Consider the following 26,293-nt stretch of genomic DNA (forward strand, 5'->3'; position numbering starts at 1 on the left):
AAATGACTATAGCCACCACGAATGTACGAAAACATCTAACCGACATTAAGGAATGGCAAAAATTGGGTGAAGCTAATATTTTTCCGCCTGGCAGCCGTCTTGAACTTATCGATGGAGAAATCTTGGAAATGGCACCTATTGGCTCTAATCATTCTGGTCATTTGAACCGCATTAACAAATTATTTACTATATTGACAGCCAATTGCGCCAATACTTCGGTTCAAAACCCTTTAAGGCTTGGAGATCTTTCCGAGCCTGAACCGGATTTCATGCTATTAAAGCCGAACAATGACTTTTACTGTTCCTGCCACCCTAATGCCGATGACGTATTGCTGCTGATCGAAGTCGCCGATAGCTCGCTCAGTTTCGACCAAAACCAGAAACTGCGTTTATACGCCAGCCATAGCGTTCCCGAATACTGGCTGATGAACCTGAACGACTCTTGCGTTGAAGTCTATCGCCAACCGCATGGTGATTGTTACGGTGAGAAAACCACATTACGCGTCGGCGATACCATCACTTTGTCTCAGCTGAATCAAATCACCATTAATATTACCGATATTTTATAGCCATTCCTTGTTGATGCCTTCCTGCGGAAAGCGCGCCAGCACTTGTTCTAAGATCATATCGTGCAACCCTCTAATTTTGACCTTATCGACCATTTCGTTAGCAAACGCAAAAGTCAGCATATTACGAGCCGTTTCTTCGTCGACGCAGCGTGATTGCAGATAGAAAATAGATTTTTCATCCAGTTGACCGACCGTCACGCCATGCCCGCATTTGACATCATCGGCGTAGATTTCCAGTTGCGGTTTGGTATCCGCTTCGGCGTCATCAGATAGCAGCAGGTTGCGGTTATTCATTTGCGAGTCGGTTTTTTGCGCATCGATAGCCACAATCACCCGGCCCTGAAAAACGCCTCTGGCTCTGTCGTCAAGCACACCTTTATACAATTCGCGGCTGATTGCATAAGGTTTTAAATGAGTGATGCGGGTATGGTTGTCGATATGTTGGCGTTTGATGCCCAAATACAAACCATTCAGTTCGCATTCCGACGCATGATCCAGATCGGCATGAATATCGCTCCGCGCCAGCAAGCCGCCAAACGCAAAATTGTGATGCGTAAACCGTGCATCCCGAGCCTGTTTAATGTAACTGCCGCCAAAATGGTAGGCTTTTTCAGACTCGCTTTGCATTTTATACAGTGTCAGATCGGCGTTTTGCCTGACAAAAACTTCGGTGACTGCTGCGGTCAAATAGGCGTTATCAGCACCCACAAAAGTCTCTATCACTTTAGCTTCGGCCATTTCGTCGGCAATAATAATATTGCGGGTTGTAGCCATTGCATCGGCACCAGTCACAATATGCAGCAACTGTATCGGCTTGTCTAAAACCTGCTTGGCCGGTATATGCACGAATAGGCCATCGGTAAACCATGCGGTATTGAATGCGATGAAGCTGTGCTCTGATTGATCTGCAGCTGTACCCAGATATTTTTCCACTTTGTCCGGCTGTTTTACCAATGCTTCAGCCATGCTCATCACTGAAACAGCCTCCGGTAAATCAGTTAACACCGAAAGCTCTGCTGAAAAATGTCCGTTCACTAAAACCAGGACCCAGGCATTTTCCAGCCGATACGGTTTCAGCCAATCTGCGTCTATGTCAGCGGCGTTCAAACTGATCGACGGTGAAAACAGTTTCTTTTCAATAGCTAACACATTGGTATAGCGCCATTCTTCTTCACGTGGGGATGGAAAGCCCTGCGCAGAGAAGGCTATCAATGCCTCAGCTCTTAACGCATTCAACCAAGGCAATGTTTGCCCCGGCAATACAGGTGCTATTGTTGAATATTCAGCCGCATAACGGCTTGCTGTTGCCGTAGTCATTTATGCCGCCGCCTGATTGTCTTCAACCCAACTGTAACCTTTTTCTTCCAGCTCTAATGCCAGCTCGGGACCGCCGGATTTGACTATCCTGCCATGCGCCAACACGTGGACCTTATCCGGCTTGATATAATCCAGCAAGCGCTGATAATGCGTCACCATCACAAACGAGCGATCCGGAGAACGCAAAGAATTAACACCTTCCGAGACGATTTTTAACGCGTCTATATCCAGACCTGAATCGGTTTCATCCATAATGCACAGCTTAGGCTCCAAAATAGCCATTTGCAGGATTTCATTACGTTTCTTTTCGCCACCTGAAAAACCTTCGTTAACCGCACGGTATAGAAACTTCTCGTCCATTTCCAGCAAGCGCACTTTTTCTTTAACCAGCGTTAAAAAGTCCATCGCATCGACTTCAGGCTGGCCATTATGTTTACGAATAGAGTTCAGCGCGGCTTTCAATAAATAGATATTGCTGACGCCGGGGATTTCAACCGGATACTGGAACGCCAAAAACACGCCTTCGCGCGCCCTGATTTCAGGCGCCATTTCCAGTAAATCCTTGCCTTGGTAAGTTGCCGTTCCGCCGGTTACCGTGTAACCGGCCTTACCGGACAACACATGCGACAAGGTGCTTTTACCGGAACCGTTGGGTCCCATAATGGCGTGAATTTCGCCCGCTTTAATCTCAAGGTTAATACCTTTGAGAATTTGTTTGTCGTTCACATTGACGGTTAAATCTTTAATACTAAGCATGATAGTTCCAATTGTTTTAACGTTACTTAAATAGCTTGCCGCTCGTTTTATTAAGGGCGTGTATAAGTTTAATTTTCAACTTTTAAAATATTAAGTTCTTCCCTGGATTGATATTTCCACGCAGAAGGATGATGCGCTGTATATAAATTATTATTAAACCCATGACTAAGCAGACAATCCGTAATATTCATTTTCAAATTTGCCGTGCAGCAATTAATAATATATTCGGGCCGATAGTGTTTACAGCGAGTAATAAACTCTTCCCTAATAACATATTCGCCTTTTCCATTAATAATATTCCAAATCGCATTCCATACATTATCCCGGATCTTGGCATTTAATTTATCGGTAAAAATGCCTAAAGAACACAGATAAGGAATCGGGTTGGATATAATCAAGTTATAACTACCTTTTGATAAATCCGGTATTTTTTTCAAAATATCGCCGATAAAACTTTCTATATTACGTCCCGTATAACCTTGAGCCGGTGCTTTGGGTTTTAATGTAAATTTTTTCTTATCCTGTTTATATTCGCTTTTATGAGGCGACTCTAAAATAAGTAATATATTATTCGTATCCTTGGCATCGGCTGCTGGACGATCATTAAAATCCGATAATGGAATAGTTTTATCAACCGGCATTATAGTTATATCAATATTGCTGACTACTACGATATACCGCCATACATCAGAAACGCGATGCTTATTTTTAAAAATATCAAGATATTCATCTGTACAATAATTATTTATTTGTTCTCGCGTGATAGGCGAAATATCAATTTCATCCGTAACATATTCTTCGTTGTTACAATCAACCTTGGCTTTAATTTTCATGTCACATACCCCATTAATTCATTCAATTTTCAAAAAACTAAAACAATTTTGTTTGTCTGATAATTGAGATGGGCGTTTCCGCCTTAATGCTGTGGTACAAGTGCTAGGTATTGATGAATCATTTATTCAGCCTAATCTACGGCATTGAACATATTGTTCTACCTGTGTTATTTAATAGGTTTTATACCGAGATCTTTACAAATTTTATTTGCTAAAATATCTTTTATTTCCGTATGTCTTGGAATGGCTGAACGTCTATTTTGTTCCGGATTATGCCACCATGAATGTCGCCCGCCTTCTCGTAATAGCTCACAACCTTGGGCTGTCAAATATCTAATCAGTTCAGACCGTTTCACAACGCAATAAGCTCTTCTTGATAATGAGCACCCGCATTTAACAATGCTTCTTCACGATTAAAGGCTAATGCTTCTTGCAATGTGATTTTCAGCGTTTCAATCAATTCATCATGAGTTGATTCCTGGCAATTAACGCCTGGGATTTCTTCAATCCAACCTAGCCACCAATCACCGTCTTGTTTAATTACTGCTGTGTATTTGTTATTCATGATTTGACCTAAGTGATTTTATTCATTCGAAAACGATTCTATTTGAGTTTCTAGTCTGATATTTTTCTTTTTTAACTCAGCGACTTCATCTTTTATGTAATCTTTTCTATCTTTCACGTGAGCGTCAAACTCTCCTCTAAGCGCCTTTCTTAGGAAGTCCTGAGAATCAACCTGCACTTTAGGCCTAGGATTCCGTAACTCACTTTCCAATAATGAGTGTTTCTCAGATTCAAGCAAACTAATTCTCGTTAAATTCGAATTAAGAAGCGCAGTCAGTGCAGCTAATTTTATTTGATTCTTTTGTGCATCGGTTGAAACTTCCAATAAACTTCTTGTCGCTTCTAATTCTCTTTTTTGTAACTCATAAGTCTTGGCTATTAAATAAAATGCAAATGCAGCAATAACAGGATTAAGTATTCCGCCAAAGTAATCGCCGAATGTTCCCCAATCACTATTTTCGATTGATAAGCCATAATGAAAATTAACAAAGTAAAAACCTATAACACCAAAAACTATAAAACTAATTATTTTTATAACTTATTTTGTATTAATGTTATTTGAATCTACATTGTTTATTTCATTCGAACTACTCATGAATAGCCTTATAAGGTTAAGGAAAAAACTTATATATTTCTCTTCTATGCATGACTGTTTTTACAGCAATCGTTTCATTTTTAAGCACTAAACCCAGCCGGTAATTACCAAATCTGACTTTATAAAAACCCTCATAACCTTTCATTTTCTCAACCTTCCCCATTTCATAAATGGATGAAGTTGAAGCTAATTCATCAAATACAAAACTTTCAATCTTTGACCGAATATCACTAGGAATCGCTGCCAATTCTTTCAAGAATCTTTTACTGTACTCGACTTTCATCAAGCCTTATCCAGAGTCGCATAATATTTCTGTGCTTCTTCAATGCTCAGCGTTTCACTTTCATCCGCATTAATAAGTTGGACTAACGCGTAATTCTCCAAAACATTTTCAATCTTCTCGAAAGTATCAATATCAAGCTGTACCGCAACCTTATGATTGTCTTCATCAACAATATATTGTCTTTTTAATTCCATAACCTTAACTCCAGTCGTTAACCCACTGAACCTTCCAGGCTCAAACCCAACAACGCTTGAGCCTCCACAGCAAACTCCATCGGCAATTCCCTGAATACCTCTTTACAGAAACCATTAACAATCATCGATACCGCATCTTCGGCCGACAATCCGCGTTGCTGACAAAAGAACAGCTGATCTTCGCTAATCTTGGACGTCGTCGCTTCGTGTTCGACCTGAGCCGATGGCTGCTTGACTTCTACATAAGGAAAAGTATGCGCGCCGCATTTATCGCCGATTAACAACGAATCGCACTGGGTATAATTACGGGCATTTTCCGCGCTTTTTAATACTTTAACCAAACCACGATAAGTGTTCTGTGCCTTGCCTGCCGAAATACCTTTGGAAACAATCGTGCTGCTGGTGTTTTTGCCGATATGAATCATCTTGGTGCCGGTATCGGCCTGCTGATAATTATTGGTCAGCGCCACCGAGTAAAACTCGCCGGTGGAATTGTCGCCAGTCAAAATGCAGCTTGGATATTTCCAGGTAATTGCCGAACCGGTTTCCACCTGTGTCCATGACACTTTGGAATTTTCGCCCCGGCAATCGGCACGTTTGGTCACGAAGTTGTAAATACCGCCCAAGCCATTTTTATCGCCCGGATACCAGTTTTGCACGGTCGAGTATTTGATAGTCGCATCTTTCATTGCGATTAACTCAACCACGGCCGCATGCAGCTGATTTTCGTCACGCATCGGTGCGGTGCAGCCTTCCAGGTAACTGACATGACTGCCTTCGTCGGCAATAATCAACGTCCGTTCAAACTGCCCGGTATTGGCAGCGTTGATCCTGAAATAAGTCGACAATTCCATAGGGCAGCGCACGCCTTTCGGAATATAAACAAACGACCCGTCGGTAAAAACAGCTGCGTTTAAAGCGGCAAAGAAGTTGTCCGTATGCGGCACAACTGAACCCAAGTATTGCTTGATCAACTCAGGATGATCGCGCAAAGCTTCTGAAATCGGGCAGAAAATAACGCCCGCTTCTTTTAATTTACCTTTAAACGTGGTCGCCACCGACACGCTGTCAAAAACCGCATCGACCGCAACACCGGCTAAACGCTCCTGTTCATCCAAAGGAATACCCAGCTTTTTGTAGGCTTCCAATACTTGCGGATCGATTTCATCCAGGCTTTTAGGACCGTCTTCTTTGCGTTTGGGCGCTGAGTAATAGCTGATCGATTGATAATCGATAGGATCGAACTTGACGAATGCCCATTCCGGCGTTTTCATGGTCTGCCAATGGCGAAACGCTTTTAACCGGTATTCCAGCATAAACTCAGGCTCATTTTTGACCTTTGACAATTTATGGATAACCGCTTCATCCAATCCGGGAAGAAAAGTGTCGGTTTCCAGTTCAGTCACAAAACCTTGTTTGTACTCTTTACCGATTAGATTCTTGATTTCTTGTTCACTTGCTGACATAAAATTTTCTACCTATATAAACTGGCAACCGGAACAAATACTTCTTCCGGCACAATAACGGGTCTGATCAAATCGGCCAGAGTTACCGACTCTAATGCATTATGAATAGTCTGATTAATCAGACTCCAGCTCCCCAAAATATCGCAGCCTGAAGCCTGCTCGCAGCCCTGATGGGAAATACTGCATTCGGTCAGGGCAATGGGCCCTTCCAGAGCGCTGATAACAGTCGCCACGCTAATTTCTTCCGGCATTCTGGCTAAAGCATAACCGCCCTTGGCTCCACGTGTAGAAATCAACACATTGGCATTAACCAGAAGCTTGAGAATTTTACTGACTGTAGGCTGAGCAATGCCCGTAATTGCCGCTATTTCCATAGCCGCACGCACCTGCGCTTGGTCTCTCGCCATCACACTTAAAATAACTGTTGCATAATCAGTTAACTTGCTCAGCCGTAACATACCTTGCTCCCAATAATTGAGTACTATTCTAGTCCTATTTAATTACAGAGTAAAGCTCTCGGCAATTATCACTTTGCATTCCAATATTTGCTCTCCGTTTCACGCGTTCCTTGAACCACAAATGCATTATTTTCAACATTAACGACAATAGCGCCACTGTCCGCATTATTCAGCCATTTAGCATTAACTTGCCTATAACGCGCCAAAACATCTTTATGCGGATGACCGAATTGATTGCGATAACCCGCAGGAATCAACACGTAGTCGGGCTGTATGGCTCGTAAAAAACCGGTGGTGGATGAAGTTTTGCTGCCGTGATGCGGAGCAACCAAAATATCAGATTTCAATTCATCGCCATAGGTATTAACCAGCCAGGATTCCGCCAAGGCCTCTATATCACCGGTCAACAAGACCGTACCATGTTTTGATTGAATTTTCAGTACGCAGGAATTGTCGTTTTCCAACATAAATGATTGCTTTGGCGCCAACATGGTGAACTTGACCTCGTCCCATAACCACGATTGCCCGGCTTTACATGTAATTGGCGCATACTCGCTTAACTGTTGCGGAACGCTGGTCAACACTTGTTTTGTATCAATTCCGCGCATTAGTGATACGGCACCGCCGATATGATCGTTATCGCCGTGGCTGATGATTAAGCTGTCGATTTTAGCTACGCCTTGTGAGCGCAAAAAAGGCAGTAATACACTCTGCCCCATATCGCTTTGTTCGGAAAATTTAGCGCCGGTATCATAAACCAGCAAATGATGACTGGTTTGCATGACAGCCGATAAGCCTTGGCCAACATCCAGCAAGGTCATCTTGATATCGCCGGTTTCAGGTGGTTTTGCATCGGTAAAAATCAGCGGCAAAAACATCACCAGACTCAACCACCGAACCGGAATGCCGGCCGGAGCAAGCAATAGCAAAATACCCGGCACAGCAAAAAGCAATGCCCAATACGATGGCAGCGCATGATTTATCGATGCCATCGGAATTTCAGCCAAATAAGCTAATAGCCACCATAAACCTTGCAATACATGATCGACTAAAAAGAATAATTTACTCGCCATCGACGGCAAGATAAACATAATGATGACAGCCAACAGCGCTAACGGCACAACCAATAGGCTGATGACCGGCACTGCGACCAGATTAGCCAGCGGCGCAATCAAGGAAACCTGTTGAAAAAACAGTAGTAGCAAGGGCGACAAACCCACCGACGTGGCCCAGTTGATTTTTATTGCTCCCCAAACATGCCCAAGCTTGCCTAAGCGCCCGGAAACGGCATAAATAATCAGACTCACAGCGAGAAATGACAACCAGAATCCAGCCGCTAACACCGCCAATGGATCGAATACCAACACCGCGAACATTGCAATGGACAAGGTATTAAAAGGACGGCTGTTGCGTTGCAGAATAATGGCGATCATGACAATCGACAACATGACGACGGAACGCTGGGTAGGCACTGAAAACCCGGCTAAGGCTGAATAAAAAATCGCAACCAGTAATGCCGAAACTGCCGCAACCTTTTGTGGCGACTGGCTAAGCCATCCCGTCCTCGCCCATAATTTCAGCACCAGGAAATAAACCAACCCGGCAATAAGACCGATATGCGAACCGGAAATCACCACCAAATGAGTCGTACCGGTTTTACGAAAAACCTCCCATTGTTCCTGAGTAACGCTGTTACCGTCGCCAATAGTCAGCGCTTTTATCAGCGCCAAACTTGGGCTGTCACCCAATATGCTTGAAAGCTGGTCGGTGATGCTTTGCCGCCAGACAGAAACGCTGCTCCAGGCCGGATCGTGCCCCAGTAAAACCGGTTTCGGACTGGGGCGCACATAGCCTGTCGCGCCGATACCTTCGGTAAACAGCCAGCGTTCGTAATCAAAGCCGCCGGGATTCAAATTGCCGTGAACGCGCTTCAACTTAACGGTAAAAGTCCACTGCTGGCCGGCTTTGATGGGTTGATCCGGGTAATACCAGCTTAACCTCAGCTTAGTAGGCAGGCGTTCGGACTCGGCGGCAATCGCTGCGCCAGTTCCAGGCTGCTTTTTGGTATCCCTGGTGATCGCTGCACTTGCTCCCGGCAGGTTTGCAGCATACACACCATCCCTGGTGATAAAATCGAAACGGGCGCGCTTTTCATCCTGCTCCGGCAAGTCGGCTATGGTGCCGATAACCTGAACCTCCACACCTTCCAGTTGTTCGGGCAATCGATCGGACAATCGATGCATAGCAAACACTGTCGCCCATAGAATGCCGACGACAAAAAACAGAAACCGCCAATAACGCAACCATGCAATAATGCCGGCCAACAGGCTACCGACTATCAGCCATTTAGTATCCGGCAAAACCGAAAACTGTTGAACCAGCAACAGACCGGCTAAAAATGACAGAGCGGAAACAAGCACTTAGCACCTTGGTGTTTTTTAAGCTGATAAAAACCTGATAAACTGTGTGAATGTAACTTTAAAATAAAAAATAACGATGCCAAAAGAACTCATACAAAAATTGATCCACAAGTTCATCCCCGATCCGGAGGTGATCAAACGGCACAAGAGTCTTCAATTTCTTGGCGATAAACTGCACGAGCCTAACCTCTGGCATTTAAACCGACGCTCCGTCTCTATGGCTTTTGCGGTAGGTCTTTTTTGCGCCTGGATTCCGACGCCCACGCAAATGGCTATTGCCGCTGCGGGCGCTATTTATTTCAGGGCTAATCTACCGCTTTCAGTCGGACTGGTCTGGATAACCAACCCCATCACCATGCCGCCGCTGTTTTATTTTGCTTATAAAGTTGGACTCTGGTTTATGAACCAGCCGGCCGTCGCCGATGAATCCGAATTCTCATTAAGCGGTATGTTCTCCGGGCTTGGTGATGTCTGGCAACCGTTTCTGATGGGCTGTTTTATTATGGGCATAGTTTCGTCCGCCGTTGGTTATTTCGGCATTCAATATTATTGGGAACAACATATAACCAAAAAATGGGCGGAACGAAAGGATAAAAGGCCTACTGCACAGGACTCAAACGAATCAGATTGAGTGATAAACCACGAACAGCGACAAGCAGTTGTTCGTGGTTTTACATTTTCTATCCTAAAATCACTCCATCTTCCATATGTAAAACCTTGCCCATCCTTGCGGCAAGCTCATGATCATGAGTCACCACCAAAAAGCTGACATTCAGCTCCTGATTTAATTCCAACATTAATTGGTAAACTTGGTCAGCGGTTTTGCTATCCAGGTTTCCGGTGGGCTCATCCGCCAGAACCACTCCAGGCTTATTGATCAACGCTCTGGCTACTGCAGCACGCTGTCTTTCCCCGCCGGACAATTCCCCCGGTTTGTGTTCAATACGATGCCCCAGCCCTACCCGCTTCAGTAATTCACCCGCACGAATACCCGCCTCTTTTACCGAATGTCCGCCAATCAACAAAGGCATCGCCACATTTTCCAGCACGGTAAATTCACCCAACAGATGATGCGACTGATAGATAAAGCCTAAGGATTTATTTCTTAATTTAGCCAGCTGGCCGGCACCAACTTTATTAAGATTAACACCGTCCAAAATCACTTTACCGCCGCTGGGCTTTTCAAGCCCACCGAGCAAATGCAGCAAAGTGCTTTTGCCTGAACCCGACGCGCCCATAATGGCGACACGTTCACCGATACCGATACTTAAATTAACGCCTTTTAAAACGTCAACATCCAGCCCGCCCTGGTCATAGCGCATAGTCAACTGCTGACATTGCAAAATACTGGTATTATTCATATCTGAGAACTTCCGCCGGATTGACTTTAGATGCCTGCCAGGCAGGATAAATAGTTGCCATTAATGACAGTAAAAAGGCCATGCCCGCGATTGCATAAACATCGGTCCAAACCAGTTTGGACGGCAGTTCGCTGATGTAATACACATCCGCCGCCATGAACTGGACATGAAATAACTTTTCGATAGCAGGAACAATGGTTTCAACATTCAACGCCAGCAACACCCCGCCCACGGTGCCAAGTGCGGTGCCGACGACACCGATGATAGACCCCAATACCATAAAAATCCCCATCACCGATCTCGACGTCAGTCCCTGGGTTTTTAAAATAGCAATATCGCCTCGTTTATCGGTCACAACCATCACCAGCGTAGAAACAATATTGAAAGCCGCCACAGCCACGATTAACAGCAGGATAATAAACATGACCCGCTTTTCCGTCTGTATCGCTCGAAAGAAATTGCTATGCGCCAGCGTCCAGTCGCTGACCTGATAATCGTCATACAAAGCATTTGAAAGCGCACGGGTTATTTTCGGCGCATTAAACAGGTCATCCAGCTTGATTCTAAGACCTGAAACCGCATCATCCAAACGAAACAATTTCGCCGCATCATCAAGATGAATCATCGCCATATTGCGATCATATTCATACATGCCCACCTTAAAAATACCGACTACGGTAAACCGCCTCATGCGCGGCACAATACCGGCCGGTGTGGAATTAATCTGCGGACTGATGACGGTAATTTTATCGCCGGTAAAAACCCCCAGGTAATTAGCCAGCTCTACGCCCAAAATAATACCGTATTCGCCGGGAACCAAATCAGACAACTTGCCCTCCTTCATTTTATCGGCAACTTCAGATACCTTGGACTCGTATTCCGGCAGAATCCCGGTCAACATAGTCCCGCTGACGCGCCGGTCGGCATTAATCATCACTTGGCCATTAATAAAAGGCGCGGTGCCTTCGACATGCGGATAGTTTTTTAATTTCCGTTCCAGTTCCTGCCAGTTATCCAACTGACCGTACTTTCCGGTGACGGTCGCGTGTGACGTCATGCCGAGAATCCGCTCGCGTAACTCGGCTTCAAAACCGTTCATTACCGACAACACGGCAATCAACGCAGTGACACCCAAAGCGATGCCCAGAACTGAAGTTAAGGTAATAAAAGAAATGAACTGAGTTCGGCGTTTGGCTCGCGTATAACGCAAGCCGATATAAAAAATGAGAGGTTTAAACATGAAGCCTACAATTTAAAATAAAAAATCAGGATTTTTGCATCCGGTGCAAAATTAATAAATATAGCGTGTGTTCGCCCAACTCATAGGGTGGTTTTTATGTGATTTCCGGCTTGCGTTTGCCGGCTCCCAATCTCCGGATCGAGAGCGTCCAAACCGGGTTCTCAAACTTGATGCAAAAATCAGGATTTCCTGCAGTCAGCACAATAACCGTATAAATAAAGGCCATGATCAGTTAATTCATAACCCAATTTTGCTGCAATTTCTTTTTGCCGGGCTTCAATAACCTCATCGGTAAACTCATCCACTTTGCCGCATTTCATGCAAAGTATATGATCGTGATGCGAGCCTTTATCAAGCTCAAAGACTGAATTGCCGCCTTCAAAGTGATGCCGGCTCACCAGCCCGGCCGCTTCGAATTGGGTTAAAACACGATAAACCGTAGCCAGGCCGATTTCTTCATCTTCGCTCAGCAAAATCTTATAAACTTGCTCAGCGGTTAAATGACGTTCATTAACCTGATTTTCTAAAATCTGCAGAATCTTGACCCGAGGTAACGTTACCTTCAGGCCTGCATTCCTTAAATCATGAGTATCCAACATTAATCTCCGTTTATACCTTTGTGCAGGCGGTTTTATATATAATTACGCGCATTGTAGCCTTTTTTTGACAGTATGGGCATGACAGTTTTATAGGATAATCCTTTAACATCCTGTATGATTTTGCATTTTTAACATATCCGCAGCCTCAATGAGAAAGCCGTTTTTCGCTTTAAATCCACTTGGAAACCGCTCCTCCTGCATCTTTGCAGTCGCGGCAAGCCTGACACTCACCTCCTGCACTACCATTCTGACCAACCTGCCCGGCGTCTACACAGTCGATGTCCAGCAAGGCAATATCGTCGATCAAGCCATGATTGACCAACTCAGACCCAACATGAACAAACGCCAAGTGCTTTACATAATGGGCTCACCCATGCTGGTTGATTTTTTTCATCAAAAACGCTGGGACTACCTCTACTCGGCACAAGTTGAAGGCGGAGACAGGCAACAAAAAAGAATTTCACTATTCTTCAATAACGATCAACTGATCGGCGTACAAGGCGATTTCAAACCCAGCGCGGTTCCCGTTATTAAAACATCGGAAGAAACCACTGTAGAAGTACCCAAACGGGATCTTGAAAAAACCCTGTGGGAAATGATCAGTGGTCTGTTCGGCTATGACGACATTGATGACACGCCCAAAAGCGACAAATCGAATGCAAAACCGGCACCGGGATCACCAGCGGACCAATTGCCGCTTTAACTACGGAAAAGTCGTGCAGGTTCGGGTGACAGCTTTTCGTTGCCCGACATTACGGCATGCGATGATAGAATGGCAACAAACAAAATCGAAATTCGCCATACTATCAAAAACCTTTCAAAGCCCGCTGTCGTCTAGCCTCTTTAGGATCATGAACCAAAGCCCGATAAATTTCTATTCTATCGGCTTCTCTAACAGGCTGATCCAGCTTGCAGGCTACGCCAAAAATCCCCGCCTTAAGCTCGGATAACACAATCTCAGGAAAAAGCTCCAGCAAGCCGGATGCTTTTATCGCAGCCTCAACAGTCGCCCCTTCCTCCATTGCAACCGTGACTATCACCTGTTGTTCAGGTTTGGCGTAGGCCACTTCGACATTAACCATAAACGACTTTGGCCCGTGCGGTAAACGAACTGACCATGGTGTTGCAGATTTGGTTAAAGACTGCGCCGAAAGCCAAGCTGGCCAATTTGCCTGACATTTCAAATTCCAGATCCAGGGAGATTTTGCTGGCATCTTCGCGTAACGCTATAAAGTCCCACACCCCATCCAAATGGGAAAACGGCCCGTTCAACAAGGAGACTGTCATCCTGCGACCATTTTCAATTTTGTTCCTGGTCGCAAAGGATTTTTTAAAGCCGCCTTTGGAAATCAATAACTCGGCTTCAACAATATCAGCTTCGCGCTTGATGATTCGGCTACCGCTGCACCAAGGTAAAAACTCCGGGTAAGCTTCAATATCGTCAACCAAATCAAACATCTGCTGCGCTGAAAACTTAACCAAGGCACTTTTTTGAACAACAGTCATATCTAAAGAACTCCGACCACATGCAGGAATACAAAAAACACTGCGGCAGGAGATACATAGCAAATTAAAAACCGCCAAACCTGATAGCTAAGCGCGTCGGGCATGTCGAGTTCATTCTCGGTGTGTTGCTGCTTCATGATCCAGCCGGCGAACACCGCGATACAAAAACCGCCGATAGGCAACATCAGATTGGCGGTTAAATAATCCAGTAATTGAAAAATAGTTCTGTCGAAAATCTTGAATTCGGACCAAACATTGAATGAAAAAATAGTCCCGAATCCCAGCAGCCACGTTATCGAGCCTGACCAGATGCACGCTTGTTGCCTGCTCATATCTTTATTTTCAATCAACCAGGCAACAGCCGGTTCGATCAATGAAATCGACGAAGACAATGCCGCAAACACCAACATCACAAAAAACAAAATGCCGAATAACCAGCCGCCGGTCATATTGCCGAAAGCAATAGGCAAGGTTTGAAAGATCAATCCGGGACCGGCCGCAGGTTCCAGTCCGGAGGCAAAAACAATCGGAAAAATGGCGATACCCGCCAATAATGCAACCACTGTATCGGTACCAGCAATCAAATAGACGGTTTTGGCAATCGATACATCTTTCGGTAAATAAGAGCCGTAAATCATAATCGCGCCCATGCCCAAACTCAGGGTAAAGAAAGCGTGCCCCATCGCGGTCAACACGCCGTTAGCGGTCAGTTTGCTAAAATCAGGCGTGAATAAGAAAGCGATGCCTTGATCATAATATTTATCAAAGGTCATTGCATAAGCCACCATTAATATCAGTAGCACAAACAAACTCGGCATTAAAAAACGCACCGCTTTCTCAAGTCCGGTATTAACCCCACGAACCACAATCAGCATGGTCGCCAACATGAACAGGCTATGCCAGAACATCAATTGCACCGGACTGGCCATAAAATCGTCAAAAAGCTCTTTTATCCTTATTGCATCGCCGCCGAAAAAGCTCCCGCTAACCGCTTTTAACACATAAGCCGAGGCCCAGCCTGCAATAACGCTGTAGTAAGAGAGTATTAAAAAACCGGCAATAACGCCCATCCAGCCTAAATAATGCCAGTTTTTATCGGCTCCGGCTTCATCGGCCAGCGTTATCATGGTATTAATCGGATTCTGCCTGCTGCGCCGTCCCAACATGGTTTCCGCCATCATAATAGGAATGCCGATCAGCAACACGCACAGCAAATAGACGATGACGAATGCCCCGCCGCCATTTTCCCCGGCGATATACGGAAACTTCCAGATATTACCCAGACCGACTGCGGAACCTGTTGCCGCCAGGATAAATGCGAAACGCGATGACCATTCACCATGAATTGATTTTTTTGTATCCGTCATTTGTATGCCTGTAGAACTTTATAATTATAGAATCACCACAAAGGGGGGCTTTCGTGGCGAGCTTTTCTGACTATTGCAGTAATATCGAGTAAAATAACAAAATTATTCCTTTACGTCAGTTTAAAAATCTTAACTCGCACTTATGGCCGACAAAAAGTCCAAGAAAAACAATAAGCAGCAAAACGCCACCATTGCCGTTAATCGTCAGGCTACTTTTGAGTATTCGATTGAGGAACGGTTTGAAGCGGGGGTTGTTTTGGAAGGCTGGGAAGTTAAAAGCCTGAGAGATGGGCGCATCCAACTCAAAGAGAGTTATGTTGCGATAAAACGAGGCGAAGCCTGGTTGTCCGGCGCTCATATTTCACCGATGTTATCTGCATCGACCCATGTTAATCCCGATTCTATCCGCGCAAAAAAACTGTTGCTGCACCGGAACGAACTCAACAAGCTGATCGGTTCGGTCGAACGCAAAGGCTACACCTTGATTCCATTGAAGATGTACTGGAAAAACGGCAGGGCCAAACTGGAAATCGGTCTGGCAAAAGGCAAGCAATTACACGACAAGCGCGCCACATCAAAAGACCGCGATTGGCAACGCGAAAAAGCCCGGATCATGAAAAAAGGCTAAGTCCTTTTTTCACCTCTTACCCTGACACTTCCCTCTAACTAAATTTCTTTGCCAATGACCACACACCCTAACCTCCTGTCGGTAAAAAACAGCCTGCTGATCGTCGTCGATTTGCAGACAAAACTATCTGCGGCCATGTCCGAGAGCGATGCCGAACTGATGACGGCAAACTCCCGCAGCCTGGTTGAAGCGGCCGGACTCTTAGGCATCCCGGTATTGTTAACAGAACAATATCCCAAGGGCTTGGGCTCGACAGATACGACCATCACCGACATCTTGTCGGAAGATACCCTGATTTTCGACAAGACCGGTTTTTCCTGTTGTGCAGCTGAAGGCTTTACCGATACCGTAGCCAGCACCGATCGCAAGCAAATCATACTGGTCGGCCAGGAAGCGCATGTTTGCGTATTACAGACCGCATTGGAATTGATGCAGTTCGGCTATCAGGTGCATGTTGTCGAAGACGCGATTTGCTCACGCAAGGCGGAACATAAATTTTATGCCTTGCAACGCATGCAGCAACAAGGCGCGACCATTACCAATTATGAATCGGTATTATTCGAATGGGTCAAAGATTCGACTCACCCTGAATTTAAAAAGATTTCCGGATTACTCCACTAACCCCATTCGCCCCGAACTTACCCATGTCACTCGCATCGTTTCTTGCAAAAGTAACCCATAATGAAGCTATCAGTTTTGATGAAACCATCTCGGTCATTACTGAAAACTACGACTACCAAGCTACCGAATTCAGCAACGGCCTGAATAAAAATTTGCTGGTAAATCAGGCCGGTACTAATGAAGGCTCCTGCAAGATTTTCGCCTTTGCCCAACTCCACCGGCTCGACCAGCAACAGACGTTAAACCTGTTCGGCGATTATTACCGGGTTGATGTTTTGAATGATCCGGACGGCACAGGCCACCAGAATATCAGGAATTTCATGCAATACGGGTGGGATGGGATCAGCTTTAAAGGCTCGGCGCTGACGGCTAAATAGGATAACAAGTATTGCTTAGCAGTAGGAGCGGGCCGTGCCCGCGATATTTTGGCAACGATTGTGAAATATTAGTTCATGCCACTCTCGCGGGCATGGCCCGCTCCTACAGATAACCATTCAAAACTATGATCGACTACCTAATCATCGGCCAGGGACTGGCGGGCAGTTTACTGGCCTGGGAACTGATACAACGCGGTTGCAAAGTCGTCATTGTAGACAATGGCAGGGAAAATGCCTCGCAGGTTGCAGCAGGACTGATTAATCCGATCACCGGTATGCGTTTTGTAAAATCCGCCGATGTCGATACATTTTTGCCTGCGGCAAAGCAGCTTTACTCACAGTTAGCCGATTTTTTTCAGCAGGAGTTTTATATAGAAAAACCGATGCTGCGAATTTTTCGTAGCGAAAGCGAATTAAAAAACGCTGGCAAACGCTTCAACAGCCCCGATTATCAAGCCTATCTAACCGACATTCAGCCGCCAGACAAAAACATCGGTATTCTTGTCACACCGTTCGGTTTTTTGGAACAAAAGCAGACCGGTTATTTATTAACCCGGCCTTTATTAAGCTGCTTGAAAGCGTTTTTCATTGCCCAAAACAGTTACCGGCAGGCTGATTTCGATTACCGGGACATACAGCTTCAACCGTCTTTGCGCTGGCAGGACATTTATCCTAAGCATATTATTTTCTGCGAGGGCTATAAGGCGACACAAAACCCCTGGTTTTCCTGGCTACCCTTTCAACCCGTCAAAGGCGAAATTCTAACGCTGGAACACCAAACCGAATTGCCCGATAAAATCCTCAATTACGGCAACTGGCTGATCCCGCTAAACGACCATCGCATCCGTATCGGCGCAACCTTCGACCGGGGAAACCTGAACATCCAAACTACCGAGCGGGGCAAAAACGACTTGTTACATGCGCTCAGCCAAATCTCACCCGACTTGAGTGATGCAACCGTGATTAACCATCAGGCCAATATCCGGCCTTGCACCCAAGACAGGCAGCCTTTTATCGGCCTGCATCCGCAACACAAGCAGCTCGCTATTTTTAACGGCTTCGGCGCCAAAGGCAGTTTACAGATACCTTGGCACGGTCGACATTTTACCGATGCTTTATTAAACGGCGCACCGCTGTCTCAAGCTTGCAACATTCAACGTTATTATGAAAAACCATAACTCCGCCAACACATTGCAATGAAAATTCCGATGCGCCACGCTGCAGTTAAGGACTTGGTTGGAAATAACTTCCCGACTTAGAATGTTGCCCTGTAGGGGCGAATTCATTCGCCTAGGGCGATTAAAATCGCCTCTACAAATAGGAGGATTCAAGGAAATTATTTATAGCTAGATCCTAAGTCAAGCTGTGTGGTAAGAAGTTAAGCCGTTCGTGGTGAGCCTGTCGAACCATGAACGCCTTAACTTCGGGCTTGCGGCTTATTCCGTTTGTCCTGAGCTTGTCGAAGGGTGAACGGAATAAGCCGCAAGCCCACAAAATACTCGTAATCAGAAAACAAGAAAAACTTAAACCGTTAAAATTATGAAACGCATTTCACTGGTTAAAACCGCCCACGACCTGATCAAGAACATTCTCCATCCCGGCGATATTACGATTGATGCAACGGTAGGCAACGGCCACGATACCTTGTTCCTGGCCGAACAAGTCGCCCCATCCGGCCATGTTTTCGGCTTTGACATACAACAGGCGGCTATAGATGCAACGCTGGAGAAGCTCCGGCAAACACATATATCGGAATGCCTGACCTTGATCCAGGCCAGCCATGCAATCATGGACGCCAAAATCCCCGCAGATTTGCACGGCAATATCCGCGCGATCATGTTTAACCTGGGCTACCTGCCGGGCGGCGATAAAAGCGTCATCACCCAAACCGATTCCACATTAAAAGCCTTGAATATCGCCGCAAAAATTTTAGCTGTCGAAGGCGTTATTACGCTACTGGCTTACCCCGGTCACCCTGACGGCGACCTGGAAACCGATCAAGTCAAAAACTGGTGCGAACAACTCAATAACAAGCAATTTGAAGTCCACACTATTTACAGTACCGAACACAAAGATACGGCGCCCCGGCTTTTTGTGGTTAACAGGATAAGCTAAGGCTCGAACTTTATCGCTACAGCACGAACACTATCCAACGTAATGCCTCGATAACTACCGGCCGGTCCGTCCAATAACTCACCATTGATAGGTACATACACCGGGTCATGTCGATGGACGGGTCCTACGACTATTGCATCCGCGCCTATTTCCTTGGCTTTATCGAGCAGAGCTTTGTTTGCCTGATCGCCCGCACTGACCTCAAGTTCCGCGATTTCTATGTATTTACGATCCCGTGGCCAAGTTTGCAAAAACTCGACGTTAGCGGTCGGCTCGAATGCATCCATGGTGTAACGCGTTTCCTTTACCGATGGCAGTCCACAGGCAGTCAGTGCAAAAAGCGCAACTAACAGGCTTAATAGATATTTCATGTTACGCCTCAAATAGAATGGTTTATCTAAAATAGCCCTTTCCCGGCTGTTAGCAATACTGACAAATACTTATGAAAACACCCCTTTAGAACTTGAAAGACGCGCTAAAACATAGCAACAACACATCAATCTGGTATTATGCGCGCTATTTTTACTCATTCCCTGCCCTTAAGGACTCAAATGTCAGAATTCAATAATGTAACCATCGTCAAAAAAGCCAATGTCTATTTCGGCGGCAATGTCAGCAGCCGGACTATCAAGTTCGCGGATGGCTCTTCAAAAACATTGGGCTTCATGCTGCCCGGCGAATACACGTTCAACACCGCCGATCCGGAAATAATGGAAATCATCGACGGCGAACTGGATGTTTTATTGCCCGGCGCGGAATGGCAAAGCATAAAAGGCGGTGAATCTTTTAATGTGCCTGCCAATGCAGCGTTCACGATGAAAGTCAAAACGCCTAGCGATTATTGCTGTTCATTCATCAAATAACGACATGGAAAAAATCGCCATCTTTGTCGATGTGCAAAATATCTATTACACCACCAAGCAAAGTTACCGGCGGCATTTCAACTACACCGCGTTCTGGGCGCAGGCGACCGCAGGCCGGGAAGTGGTTGCGGCCATTGCTTATGCAATCGACAAAGGCGACAGCAAGCAACAGGGATTTCAGCAGGTACTCAGGAATATCGGTTTTGAAGTTAAGCTGAAACCTTATATCCAGCGTAGCGACGGCTCCGCAAAAGGCGATTGGGACGTAGGTATTACGCTGGATGTGATCGATTATGCGGCCAAGGTTGATGTGACTATTTTGTTATCCGGCGACGGCGACTTCAACCTGTTGTTGGACAAGGCTCGAACCGTTTACGGCGTAACCACGGAAGTCTACGGCGTTCCGACACTGACAGCGCCCTCGCTGATTAATTCAGCCGGCCGTTTTATAGCGATTGACGATAAGCTGCTACTGTAAAACACCCGAAGGCTAAAACCTGTTAAAATAGTCCTTTATTACCCAAAACCGTAAAACGCTCAATGGCGCTTAAGTCAACCATTTATAAAGCGGACTGTCAGATTTCAGACATGGACAGAGGCTATTATCAATCGCATCACCTGACCATTGCCCTGCACCCTTCGGAAACCGAAGAGCGCATGATGACGCGTCTGCTGGCTTTTGCAATCAATGCCGATGAACACCTGCAATTCACTAAAGGCCTGAGCACCGATGATGAACCCGAACTCTGGCAAAAAAGCCTGACCGACGACATCGAGCTGTGGATTGATGTCGGCATGCCCGATGACAAACGCATCCGCAAAGCGTCTAACCGTGCCGATAAAGTCATCATTTACACCTACGGCGGGCGCAATAGTGTCTGGTGGAACCAGATTCATCCCAAGCTGGATCGTTTTAAAAACCTGACGGTTATTAATTTACCCAAAGAAGCGACCGATCAACTCGCACCGATGGTAAAGCGCACCATGCAGTTACAAATCAGCATCCAGGACGGACAGGTTTGGGTCAGCGACGATCAAAATACGGCCACTATAGTGCCTGAAACATGGCTTAATTAATTTAAAATTCACCACGAACGACTGCATGGATGCAGGAGGTAGAGCAATGCAGGAGCAATTGCCGAGGCACGAAGAACACGAAGCTTTAATGATATTCTTCGTGAACTTCGTGCCTTCGTGGTGAATCAATCCCTTTGCAATCCAACAATCTTTTACCCTTAATCTTCGGAACAAAAACTTGATCTCTACAGCTAACATCACCATGCAGTTCGGGGCTAAACCCCTGTTTGAAAACGTCTCGGTCAAATTCGGCGACGGCAACCGTTACGGCCTGATCGGCGCGAACGGCTGCGGCAAATCGACCTTCATGAAAATCTTGAGCGGCGATTTGGAGCCATCGGCGGGCAACGTCAGTATCAGTCCCAATGAGCGTCTGGGTAACTTGCGCCAGGATCAATTCGCCTTTGAAGATCAACGCGTACTGGACGTAGTACTAATGGGTCACGCCGAAATGTGGGCGGCCATGTCCGAGCGCGACGCCATCTACGCCAACATGGAAGCGACCGAAGACGACTACATGCACGCCGCCGAGCTTGAGTCGGTATTCGCCGAATACAACGGCTATACCGCCGAAGCCAGGGCCGGCGAGCTATTGTTGGGCTTGGATATTCCGCTGGAACAGCATAACGGGCCGATGAGTGCGGTAGCGCCGGGCTGGAAGCTGCGGGTCTTGCTGGCGCAGGCTTTGTTTTCCAACCCCGACATCATGCTGCTTGATGAGCCGACCAACAACCTGGACATCAACACCATCCGCTGGCTTGAAGACATCCTGAACCAGCGCAATTGCACCATGATCATCATCTCGCATGACCGTCACTTTTTAAACAGCATCTGCACTCATATGGCCGACATGGACTACGGCGAACTGCGTGTTTATCCGGGCAATTATGACGACTACATGATCGCGGTGACCGAAGTACGCGAACGCCTGCTTGCAGGCAACGCCAAGAAAAAAGCCCAGATTGCCGAACTGCAAACTTTCGTCAGCCGCTTCTCGGCGAATGCCTCCAAAGCCAAGCAAGCCACATCGCGCGCCAAGCAGCTGGACAAAATCAAGCTGGATGAAGTTAAACCGTCAAGCCGGGTTAATCCGTTTATTCGTTTCGATCAAACTAAAAAACTGCACCGCTTGGCGCTGGAAGTCGAAGGATTAACTAAAGGCTATGGTGAGCAACCGTTATTCAAAAACCTGAACCTGATGGTTGCGGTCGGCGAGCGCGTTGCCGTCTTGGGTCCTAACGGTATCGGCAAATCAACTTTACTGCGCACGCTGGTCGGCGATTTAACGCCGGATGCCGGAGCGGTTAAGTGGTCGGAAAACTCGGAGGTGGGTTACTATGCCCAGGATCATGCCGAAGACTTCGCCGAAGACATGACGCTTATCGAGTGGATGGGCCAATGGCGCAAGGAAACGGACGACGACCAAACCATACGCGGCACTTTGGGCCGTTTATTGTTCAGCGCAGACGACATTAACAAATCCGTTAAAGTCATCTCAGGTGGAGAACAAGGCCGCATGCTGTTCGGCAAGCTGATCCTGCAAAAAAACAACATCATGGTGCTGGACGAACCGACCAACCATTTGGACATGGAATCGATTGAATCGCTGAATACCGCGTTGGAAAACTATCCCGGCACCTTGATATTTGTCAGTCATGACCGGGAATTCGTGTCATCTCTGGCAACACGGGTTATCGAGCTAACACCCAATGGAATTGTCGATTTCAACGGCAATTATGAGGATTATTTGAGCAGTCAGGCTTAGATCGACAAAGCAAGCTTTATAATCCCCTAACATCATTGATATGTGCAACACAGACGGTTTTTGTCTCCCTTTCCGGCAAAAACCGTCCGCAGCCTAACGGAGTTCAAAGCTTGCTTTGAACTTTCAAAATCCACGCAATGTTTGACTTGCGCCTGCACTCCTGCTTTGTGCGTTCTTATGCTCGAATAGTTGATGGGAAACAGCCTAAATCTGATTCAGGGTATTTCCCATTAAGTCAGCGACAGCCCTGTTCGCCACACCGAATACCTTGATGTTGTTTTTAACGATGGCGGTATAATTTTCATGCAAATGGCCATGAAAGATATTTTTTACGCCCATAGCAACAGCCAGCTCGCTAATCACATCAAAGCCGTGCCGATGAGATCCCGGCGCTTCATGGGTCACCAGAATATCCGCTTTCAGTGCCTTTAATGCTTCAAACTCATCATGCCAAATCGCCCCCTTGTATTTCAATGACAGCGGCGAACACCTTATATTGACAGGTTGACCATGCAGATAATGCTGTTTGTTACGCCATTTAGGCTGCTGCGGAGGATACCAGACACGACCAAGAAAAATCCCACCTAAACCGGCAATTCTCAATCCTGCTATTTCCGTTACTTTCAGGTGCAAGCCGTTTTCAGCCAAGGCCGAATGAAACAGATTTTTATATTTCACCGGCGTTTCAAAATCATGATTTCCTGCAATCCACCAGATTTGGGTTAAACCGATAATTTCCTGTAAACATGTCTCCAACGGCATGTCCAGGTCATAATCGCCGAGTAACACAACGGCTTCAGGGTGGTATTGATGCACTGCCGCTATTAACGGCTTGAAATCTCCATGCGGATCGCCTGCAAATAAAATCTTGTTGTTGGGGTTCAAATTGTTACTCCTGTTAACCGGAACTTGAACCTAATGTTAAAACAACAACATTCTATTTCCGTTGTTCGGCGCGGATTGAAAATTTTTCACCGATTATAGACAAAAGTTGCCTTGATTAATATCAAGCTGTTGAATGTTAGAAAAGCCGGTAAAATTTCCAGGCCGAATAACGGCTCATCCTCTACGCCATTTGTGGTAACGAGCGATACACCACAGCAAGCCTTTCGGCGCATGGTTACGCTTCCAGACCCCGGCCGCGTATTTATTGGCCTCGGATAAGGTCGGGTAAATATGAATTGTGCCCAGCAATTTATTCAGGCCGAGTTTGTGCTTCATCGCCAGCACAAACTCGGCGATCAAATCACCGGCCTGCTCACCGACAATGGTTACACCCAAAATCCTGTCCTTGCCCGGCACAGTTAATACTTTGACGAAGCCGTGAGCGACTCCGTCGGCAATCGCGCGATCAAGATCCTCAATATGATAGATGCTGACTTCATAGGCAACCCCTTTTGCTTTAGCCTCCTGCTCATTAAGGCCGACCCGCGCAACTTCAGGATCGGTAAAAGTAGCCCAGGGAATCACAGAATAATCGGTACGAAATTTCAATAAGCCGCCGAACAACGCATTCACTGCCGCATACCAGGCTTGGTGGGCGGCGACATGAGTAAATTGAAACGGGCCGGATACATCGCCGCAGGCAAAAATGTTCGGGTAATTGGTCTGTTGAAACTCATTAATTTCAATGGTGCGGCTAGGCGAGGTTTCAATGCCCAGCTGTTCAAGACCGTATCCCTGGATATTCGCAACTCGGCCGATAGCCAATAATACTTGATCGAACGGAATACGCAGCTCGTTATCGTCATGCTCGACAAGCAGGATTTTTTCACCGTTTTCGATAATAAATCGTTTGGCGGTATGTTCAATGAGTACATTAATGCCTTCCTGGCGAAACTTTGCCATCACGGCCTCTGAGACGTCGGCGTCTTCCCGAATTAATAAGCGCGGCGACATTTCGACTTGCGTAACCTGACTGCCAAAACGAGCAAAGCACTGTGCCAATTCGCAACCGATAGGCCCGCCGCCCAATACAACCAATCGCCTGGGCAATTCGCGCAACTCCCAAATATTATCGGAGGTTAGATAAGCGATGTCTTCGACGCCTGGAATCGAGGGAACTAATGGCCGCGAACCGGCGGCAACGACAATGGAACGCGTGGTGATAATACGGGTTGCTCCGGCTATTGTGACCTGGACTTCCCAAGGTGAAACAATCTTCGCCTCGCCTTCAACAACTTCGACGCCAAAGTCCGTGTAACGTTGCACGGAATCATGCGGTTCGATGGTTTTAATAATTGCCTGTACCCGGCTCATAATATCGGCAAAATCCAATTCGGCGTCGCTTTTTTTGATGCCAAAGTCGGCGGATCGGTGTATCTGAGCCAGCAACCTTGAGGAACGGATTAAGGCTTTAGAGGGGACGCAGCCGGTATTAAGGCATTCGCCGCCCATTTTGTACTTTTCAACCAGGGTAACTTTGGCTTTGACGGCAGCCGCGATGTAAGCGGTAACCAAGCCGCCGGAGCCCGCACCTATCACGACGATATTGCTGTCAAAGCGAGGTGGTTTAGTCCATTGGGCATAGACCTTGTTTGCCTTAATGGCTTCGACAATTTTATTGGTCAGTAACGGAAAAATGCCCAATAAAGCAAAAGACCCGATCAATCCGGGAGACAAGATACCCGACAACGATTCCAGCTTACCCAACTGAGTTCCGGCATTCACATAAACCACAGTACCGGCTAACATCCCAATCTGGCTGACCCAATAGAAAGTTTTAGTTTTAAGGTTTGTTAAACCCATAGCCAGATTAATGACAAAGAATGGAAAAAGCGGCACCAACCTCAGCGTAAAAAGATAAAGCGCGCCATCTTTATCAATGCCTTTATTAATAACATTCAGGCGATCGGCAAAACGGGCTTTAACGGCATCGCGGAACAAAAACCGAGCCGCCAGAAAGGCCAGCGTTGCGCCGATGGTGGAAGCAAACGAGACAATCAGCGTTCCCCACAGCAAACCGAACACTGCGCCGCCGGCCAGAGTCAGAATTGTGGCCCCCGGCAGTGATAAACCGGTCACTGCGATATAGATTAACGCATAAATAGCCGCTGCTGAACCGGGATGGTTACTACGATAAGCTTCGATAGACGCTTGCTGTGTCTTGAGTGTTTCCAGTGTTAAATAGCTTTGCAGGTCAAAAATAAAGAATGCCGCAATCAGGGCGATAATCGCAACCAACAATGCCCAACGCGACAAATCCGTCCGGAATAAATGTGTATTAGCCCGAAGGCCGGGCAGGATAGCCTTATGTGAATTATTCATAATATTCTCCTTACCGAAAGCCTGTTGACTGGAATTTCCATAGTCCTTTTTT

At 46.3% G+C, this 26,293-nt stretch carries 32 protein-coding genes; 12 read left to right on the forward strand and 20 right to left on the reverse strand.

Translation table 11 applies throughout. From position 1 onward, the window contains the following. Positions 1-2: 2 nt before the first annotated feature. Positions 3-569, forward strand: a complete 567-nt coding sequence (locus V7051_RS12730) for a Uma2 family endonuclease (RefSeq protein WP_333875996.1) — start codon at positions 3-5, stop codon at positions 567-569. Here V7051_RS12730 and sufD read toward each other — a convergent pair. From sufD to V7051_RS12785, 11 genes are all read right to left on the reverse strand, one after another. Next, positions 564-1,886, reverse strand: a complete 1,323-nt coding sequence (gene sufD, locus V7051_RS12735; protein WP_333875994.1) for a Fe-S cluster assembly protein SufD — start codon at positions 1,884-1,886, stop codon at positions 564-566. The genes V7051_RS12730 and sufD overlap by 6 nt on opposite strands. After that, positions 1,887-2,642 (reverse strand): Fe-S cluster assembly ATPase SufC, encoded by a 756-nt coding sequence (sufC, locus tag V7051_RS12740; protein WP_333875991.1) that lies wholly within the window; start codon positions 2,640-2,642, stop codon positions 1,887-1,889. It lies immediately after the preceding gene. A gap of 68 nt (positions 2,643-2,710) precedes the next feature. Then, entirely contained in the window at positions 2,711-3,475 is a 765-nt protein-coding gene (locus V7051_RS12745) for a hypothetical protein (RefSeq protein ID WP_333875990.1), read from the reverse strand. A gap of 167 nt (positions 3,476-3,642) precedes the next feature. Further along, positions 3,643-3,831 carry a type II toxin-antitoxin system HicA family toxin gene (locus V7051_RS12750; RefSeq protein ID WP_333875989.1) on the reverse strand — a complete coding sequence of 63 codons (189 nt, stop codon included), beginning with the start codon at positions 3,829-3,831 and terminating at the stop codon, positions 3,643-3,645. After that, entirely contained in the window at positions 3,828-4,040 is a 213-nt protein-coding gene (locus V7051_RS12755; RefSeq protein ID WP_333875987.1) for a type II toxin-antitoxin system HicB family antitoxin, read from the reverse strand. The genes V7051_RS12750 and V7051_RS12755 overlap by 4 nt, the downstream gene beginning before the upstream one ends. An 18-nt stretch (positions 4,041-4,058) precedes the next feature. Beyond that, positions 4,059-4,364: a hypothetical protein gene (locus V7051_RS12760; RefSeq protein ID WP_333875985.1), complete on the reverse strand. Its 306-nt coding sequence runs from the start codon at positions 4,362-4,364 to the stop codon at positions 4,059-4,061. A gap of 286 nt (positions 4,365-4,650) precedes the next feature. Continuing rightward, on the reverse strand, positions 4,651-4,917 hold the full coding sequence (locus tag V7051_RS12765; protein WP_333875983.1) for a type II toxin-antitoxin system RelE family toxin: 267 nt from the start codon (positions 4,915-4,917) through the stop codon (positions 4,651-4,653). Continuing rightward, positions 4,917-5,111: a hypothetical protein gene (locus tag V7051_RS12770; protein WP_333875981.1), complete on the reverse strand. Its 195-nt coding sequence runs from the start codon at positions 5,109-5,111 to the stop codon at positions 4,917-4,919. Before V7051_RS12770 ends, V7051_RS12765 begins: the two co-directional genes overlap by 1 nt. Positions 5,112-5,128: 17 nt before the next feature. Beyond that, positions 5,129-6,577, reverse strand: coding sequence for a Fe-S cluster assembly protein SufB (gene sufB / locus V7051_RS12775; RefSeq protein ID WP_333875980.1), 1,449 nt, complete (start codon positions 6,575-6,577; stop codon positions 5,129-5,131). A gap of 8 nt (positions 6,578-6,585) precedes the next feature. Continuing rightward, complete coding sequence (locus V7051_RS12780) at positions 6,586-7,035, reverse strand: SUF system Fe-S cluster assembly regulator (RefSeq protein WP_333875978.1); 450 nt, start codon at positions 7,033-7,035, stop codon at positions 6,586-6,588. Positions 7,036-7,103: 68 nt separating this feature from the next. Next, the gene (locus tag V7051_RS12785; RefSeq protein WP_333875976.1) at positions 7,104-9,455 is read right to left on the reverse strand and encodes a DNA internalization-related competence protein ComEC/Rec2; all 2,352 of its coding nucleotides are present in this window, start codon (positions 9,453-9,455) and stop codon (positions 7,104-7,106) included. 76 nt (positions 9,456-9,531) lie between these two features. Here V7051_RS12785 and V7051_RS12790 point away from each other — a divergent pair, with 76 nt between their 5' ends. Then, positions 9,532-10,086 carry a DUF2062 domain-containing protein gene (locus tag V7051_RS12790; protein ID WP_333875975.1) on the forward strand — a complete coding sequence of 185 codons (555 nt, stop codon included), beginning with the start codon at positions 9,532-9,534 and terminating at the stop codon, positions 10,084-10,086. Positions 10,087-10,135: 49 nt separating this feature from the next. Here V7051_RS12790 and lolD read toward each other — a convergent pair whose 3' ends face one another. From lolD to fur, 3 genes are all read right to left on the reverse strand, one after another. Next, complete coding sequence (gene lolD, locus V7051_RS12795) at positions 10,136-10,816, reverse strand: lipoprotein-releasing ABC transporter ATP-binding protein LolD (RefSeq protein WP_333875974.1); 681 nt, start codon at positions 10,814-10,816, stop codon at positions 10,136-10,138. Beyond that, positions 10,809-12,056, reverse strand: a complete 1,248-nt coding sequence (locus tag V7051_RS12800) for a lipoprotein-releasing ABC transporter permease subunit (protein WP_333875972.1) — start codon at positions 12,054-12,056, stop codon at positions 10,809-10,811. The genes lolD and V7051_RS12800 overlap by 8 nt, the downstream gene beginning before the upstream one ends. A 179-nt stretch (positions 12,057-12,235) precedes the next feature. Then, positions 12,236-12,652: a ferric iron uptake transcriptional regulator gene (gene fur, locus V7051_RS12805; RefSeq protein ID WP_442919662.1), complete on the reverse strand. Its 417-nt coding sequence runs from the start codon at positions 12,650-12,652 to the stop codon at positions 12,236-12,238. Positions 12,653-12,803: 151 nt separating this feature from the next. On the opposite strand from fur, the gene V7051_RS12810 reads away from it, so the two are divergent. Further along, the gene (locus V7051_RS12810; protein WP_333875969.1) at positions 12,804-13,358 is read left to right on the forward strand and encodes an outer membrane protein assembly factor BamE; all 555 of its coding nucleotides are present in this window, start codon (positions 12,804-12,806) and stop codon (positions 13,356-13,358) included. 103 nt (positions 13,359-13,461) lie between these two features. Here V7051_RS12810 and V7051_RS12815 read toward each other — a convergent pair whose 3' ends face one another. The 3 genes from V7051_RS12815 to V7051_RS12825 are packed head-to-tail and all read right to left on the reverse strand — an operon-like array spanning position 13,462 to position 15,528. Continuing rightward, a complete protein-coding gene (locus V7051_RS12815) occupies positions 13,462-13,737 on the reverse strand; it encodes an RnfH family protein (RefSeq protein ID WP_333875967.1) in 276 nt (91 codons plus the stop codon). Continuing rightward, complete coding sequence (locus tag V7051_RS12820) at positions 13,730-14,161, reverse strand: type II toxin-antitoxin system RatA family toxin (RefSeq protein ID WP_333875966.1); 432 nt, start codon at positions 14,159-14,161, stop codon at positions 13,730-13,732. Before V7051_RS12820 ends, V7051_RS12815 begins: the two co-directional genes overlap by 8 nt. Positions 14,162-14,163: 2 nt before the next feature. Further along, positions 14,164-15,528 carry a sodium-dependent transporter gene (locus V7051_RS12825; RefSeq protein ID WP_333875964.1) on the reverse strand — a complete coding sequence of 455 codons (1,365 nt, stop codon included), beginning with the start codon at positions 15,526-15,528 and terminating at the stop codon, positions 14,164-14,166. 142 nt (positions 15,529-15,670) lie between these two features. On the opposite strand from V7051_RS12825, the gene smpB reads away from it, so the two are divergent. The 5 genes from smpB to V7051_RS12850 all read left to right on the forward strand — a co-directional run bounded on the left by smpB (position 15,671) and on the right by V7051_RS12850 (position 19,269). Further along, a complete protein-coding gene (gene smpB / locus V7051_RS12830; protein ID WP_333875962.1) occupies positions 15,671-16,156 on the forward strand; it encodes an SsrA-binding protein SmpB in 486 nt (161 codons plus the stop codon). A 54-nt stretch (positions 16,157-16,210) separates the two neighbouring features. After that, positions 16,211-16,777, forward strand: a complete 567-nt coding sequence (locus tag V7051_RS12835) for a hydrolase (RefSeq protein ID WP_333875960.1) — start codon at positions 16,211-16,213, stop codon at positions 16,775-16,777. A gap of 23 nt (positions 16,778-16,800) precedes the next feature. Continuing rightward, positions 16,801-17,154: a HopJ type III effector protein gene (locus V7051_RS12840; protein WP_333875959.1), complete on the forward strand. Its 354-nt coding sequence runs from the start codon at positions 16,801-16,803 to the stop codon at positions 17,152-17,154. 125 nt (positions 17,155-17,279) lie between these two features. After that, positions 17,280-18,332, forward strand: a complete 1,053-nt coding sequence (locus V7051_RS12845; protein WP_333875958.1) for an NAD(P)/FAD-dependent oxidoreductase — start codon at positions 17,280-17,282, stop codon at positions 18,330-18,332. 361 nt (positions 18,333-18,693) lie between these two features. Then, positions 18,694-19,269, forward strand: coding sequence for a class I SAM-dependent methyltransferase (locus V7051_RS12850; RefSeq protein ID WP_333875956.1), 576 nt, complete (start codon positions 18,694-18,696; stop codon positions 19,267-19,269). Here V7051_RS12850 and V7051_RS12855 read toward each other — a convergent pair. Next, on the reverse strand, positions 19,266-19,640 hold the full coding sequence (locus V7051_RS12855) for a hypothetical protein (RefSeq protein ID WP_333875954.1): 375 nt from the start codon (positions 19,638-19,640) through the stop codon (positions 19,266-19,268). The genes V7051_RS12850 and V7051_RS12855 overlap by 4 nt on opposite strands. A gap of 180 nt (positions 19,641-19,820) precedes the next feature. Between V7051_RS12855 and ppnP the strand changes: the two genes are divergently transcribed. From ppnP to V7051_RS12875, 4 genes are all read left to right on the forward strand, one after another. After that, on the forward strand, positions 19,821-20,132 hold the full coding sequence (ppnP, locus tag V7051_RS12860) for a pyrimidine/purine nucleoside phosphorylase (protein ID WP_333875952.1): 312 nt from the start codon (positions 19,821-19,823) through the stop codon (positions 20,130-20,132). A 4-nt stretch (positions 20,133-20,136) separates the two neighbouring features. Further along, complete coding sequence (locus V7051_RS12865; protein WP_333875950.1) at positions 20,137-20,610, forward strand: LabA-like NYN domain-containing protein; 474 nt, start codon at positions 20,137-20,139, stop codon at positions 20,608-20,610. Between the two features lie 62 nt (positions 20,611-20,672). Next, on the forward strand, positions 20,673-21,209 hold the full coding sequence (locus V7051_RS12870; RefSeq protein ID WP_333875949.1) for a YaeQ family protein: 537 nt from the start codon (positions 20,673-20,675) through the stop codon (positions 21,207-21,209). A 178-nt stretch (positions 21,210-21,387) separates the two neighbouring features. Further along, on the forward strand, positions 21,388-22,974 hold the full coding sequence (locus V7051_RS12875) for an ABC-F family ATPase (RefSeq protein WP_333875947.1): 1,587 nt from the start codon (positions 21,388-21,390) through the stop codon (positions 22,972-22,974). Between the two features lie 204 nt (positions 22,975-23,178). Here V7051_RS12875 and V7051_RS12880 read toward each other — a convergent pair whose 3' ends face one another. Further along, positions 23,179-23,859, reverse strand: coding sequence for a metallophosphoesterase family protein (locus V7051_RS12880; RefSeq protein WP_333875946.1), 681 nt, complete (start codon positions 23,857-23,859; stop codon positions 23,179-23,181). A gap of 174 nt (positions 23,860-24,033) precedes the next feature. After that, complete coding sequence (locus tag V7051_RS12885; RefSeq protein WP_333875945.1) at positions 24,034-26,241, reverse strand: FAD-dependent oxidoreductase; 2,208 nt, start codon at positions 26,239-26,241, stop codon at positions 24,034-24,036. Between the last annotated feature and the right edge of the window lie 52 nt (positions 26,242-26,293).

Source organism: Methylobacter sp., from assembly GCF_036845245.1.
In the GTDB taxonomy this organism is placed as follows: Bacteria; Pseudomonadota; Gammaproteobacteria; order Methylococcales; family Methylomonadaceae; genus Methylobacter_A.

Coding starts and splice junctions, on each gene's coding strand:
- V7051_RS12845 (WP_333875958.1), top strand. CDS start 17,280: ATGATCGACTACCTAATCATCGGCCAGGGACTGGCGGGCAGTTTACTG.
- sufD (WP_333875994.1), bottom strand. CDS start 1,886: ATGACTACGGCAACAGCAAGCCGTTATGCGGCTGAATATTCAACAATA.
- V7051_RS12870 (WP_333875949.1), top strand. CDS start 20,673: ATGGCGCTTAAGTCAACCATTTATAAAGCGGACTGTCAGATTTCAGAC.
- V7051_RS12840 (WP_333875959.1), top strand. CDS start 16,801: ATGTCACTCGCATCGTTTCTTGCAAAAGTAACCCATAATGAAGCTATC.
- smpB (WP_333875962.1), top strand. CDS start 15,671: ATGGCCGACAAAAAGTCCAAGAAAAACAATAAGCAGCAAAACGCCACC.
- V7051_RS12825 (WP_333875964.1), bottom strand. CDS start 15,528: ATGACGGATACAAAAAAATCAATTCATGGTGAATGGTCATCGCGTTTC.
- V7051_RS12800 (WP_333875972.1), bottom strand. CDS start 12,056: ATGTTTAAACCTCTCATTTTTTATATCGGCTTGCGTTATACGCGAGCC.
- V7051_RS12850 (WP_333875956.1), top strand. CDS start 18,694: ATGAAACGCATTTCACTGGTTAAAACCGCCCACGACCTGATCAAGAAC.
- V7051_RS12865 (WP_333875950.1), top strand. CDS start 20,137: ATGGAAAAAATCGCCATCTTTGTCGATGTGCAAAATATCTATTACACC.
- V7051_RS12815 (WP_333875967.1), bottom strand. CDS start 13,737: ATGGTTAATGTCGAAGTGGCCTACGCCAAACCTGAACAACAGGTGATA.
- V7051_RS12730 (WP_333875996.1), top strand. CDS start 3: ATGACTATAGCCACCACGAATGTACGAAAACATCTAACCGACATTAAG.
- V7051_RS12780 (WP_333875978.1), bottom strand. CDS start 7,035: ATGTTACGGCTGAGCAAGTTAACTGATTATGCAACAGTTATTTTAAGT.
- V7051_RS12835 (WP_333875960.1), top strand. CDS start 16,211: ATGACCACACACCCTAACCTCCTGTCGGTAAAAAACAGCCTGCTGATC.
- sufB (WP_333875980.1), bottom strand. CDS start 6,577: ATGTCAGCAAGTGAACAAGAAATCAAGAATCTAATCGGTAAAGAGTAC.
- V7051_RS12820 (WP_333875966.1), bottom strand. CDS start 14,161: ATGACTGTTGTTCAAAAAAGTGCCTTGGTTAAGTTTTCAGCGCAGCAG.
- V7051_RS12790 (WP_333875975.1), top strand. CDS start 9,532: ATGCCAAAAGAACTCATACAAAAATTGATCCACAAGTTCATCCCCGAT.
- V7051_RS12855 (WP_333875954.1), bottom strand. CDS start 19,640: ATGAAATATCTATTAAGCCTGTTAGTTGCGCTTTTTGCACTGACTGCC.
- lolD (WP_333875974.1), bottom strand. CDS start 10,816: ATGAATAATACCAGTATTTTGCAATGTCAGCAGTTGACTATGCGCTAT.
- V7051_RS12810 (WP_333875969.1), top strand. CDS start 12,804: ATGAGAAAGCCGTTTTTCGCTTTAAATCCACTTGGAAACCGCTCCTCC.
- V7051_RS12770 (WP_333875981.1), bottom strand. CDS start 5,111: ATGGAATTAAAAAGACAATATATTGTTGATGAAGACAATCATAAGGTT.
- sufC (WP_333875991.1), bottom strand. CDS start 2,642: ATGCTTAGTATTAAAGATTTAACCGTCAATGTGAACGACAAACAAATT.
- V7051_RS12885 (WP_333875945.1), bottom strand. CDS start 26,241: ATGAATAATTCACATAAGGCTATCCTGCCCGGCCTTCGGGCTAATACA.
- ppnP (WP_333875952.1), top strand. CDS start 19,821: ATGTCAGAATTCAATAATGTAACCATCGTCAAAAAAGCCAATGTCTAT.
- V7051_RS12765 (WP_333875983.1), bottom strand. CDS start 4,917: ATGAAAGTCGAGTACAGTAAAAGATTCTTGAAAGAATTGGCAGCGATT.
- V7051_RS12745 (WP_333875990.1), bottom strand. CDS start 3,475: ATGAAAATTAAAGCCAAGGTTGATTGTAACAACGAAGAATATGTTACG.
- V7051_RS12755 (WP_333875987.1), bottom strand. CDS start 4,040: ATGAATAACAAATACACAGCAGTAATTAAACAAGACGGTGATTGGTGG.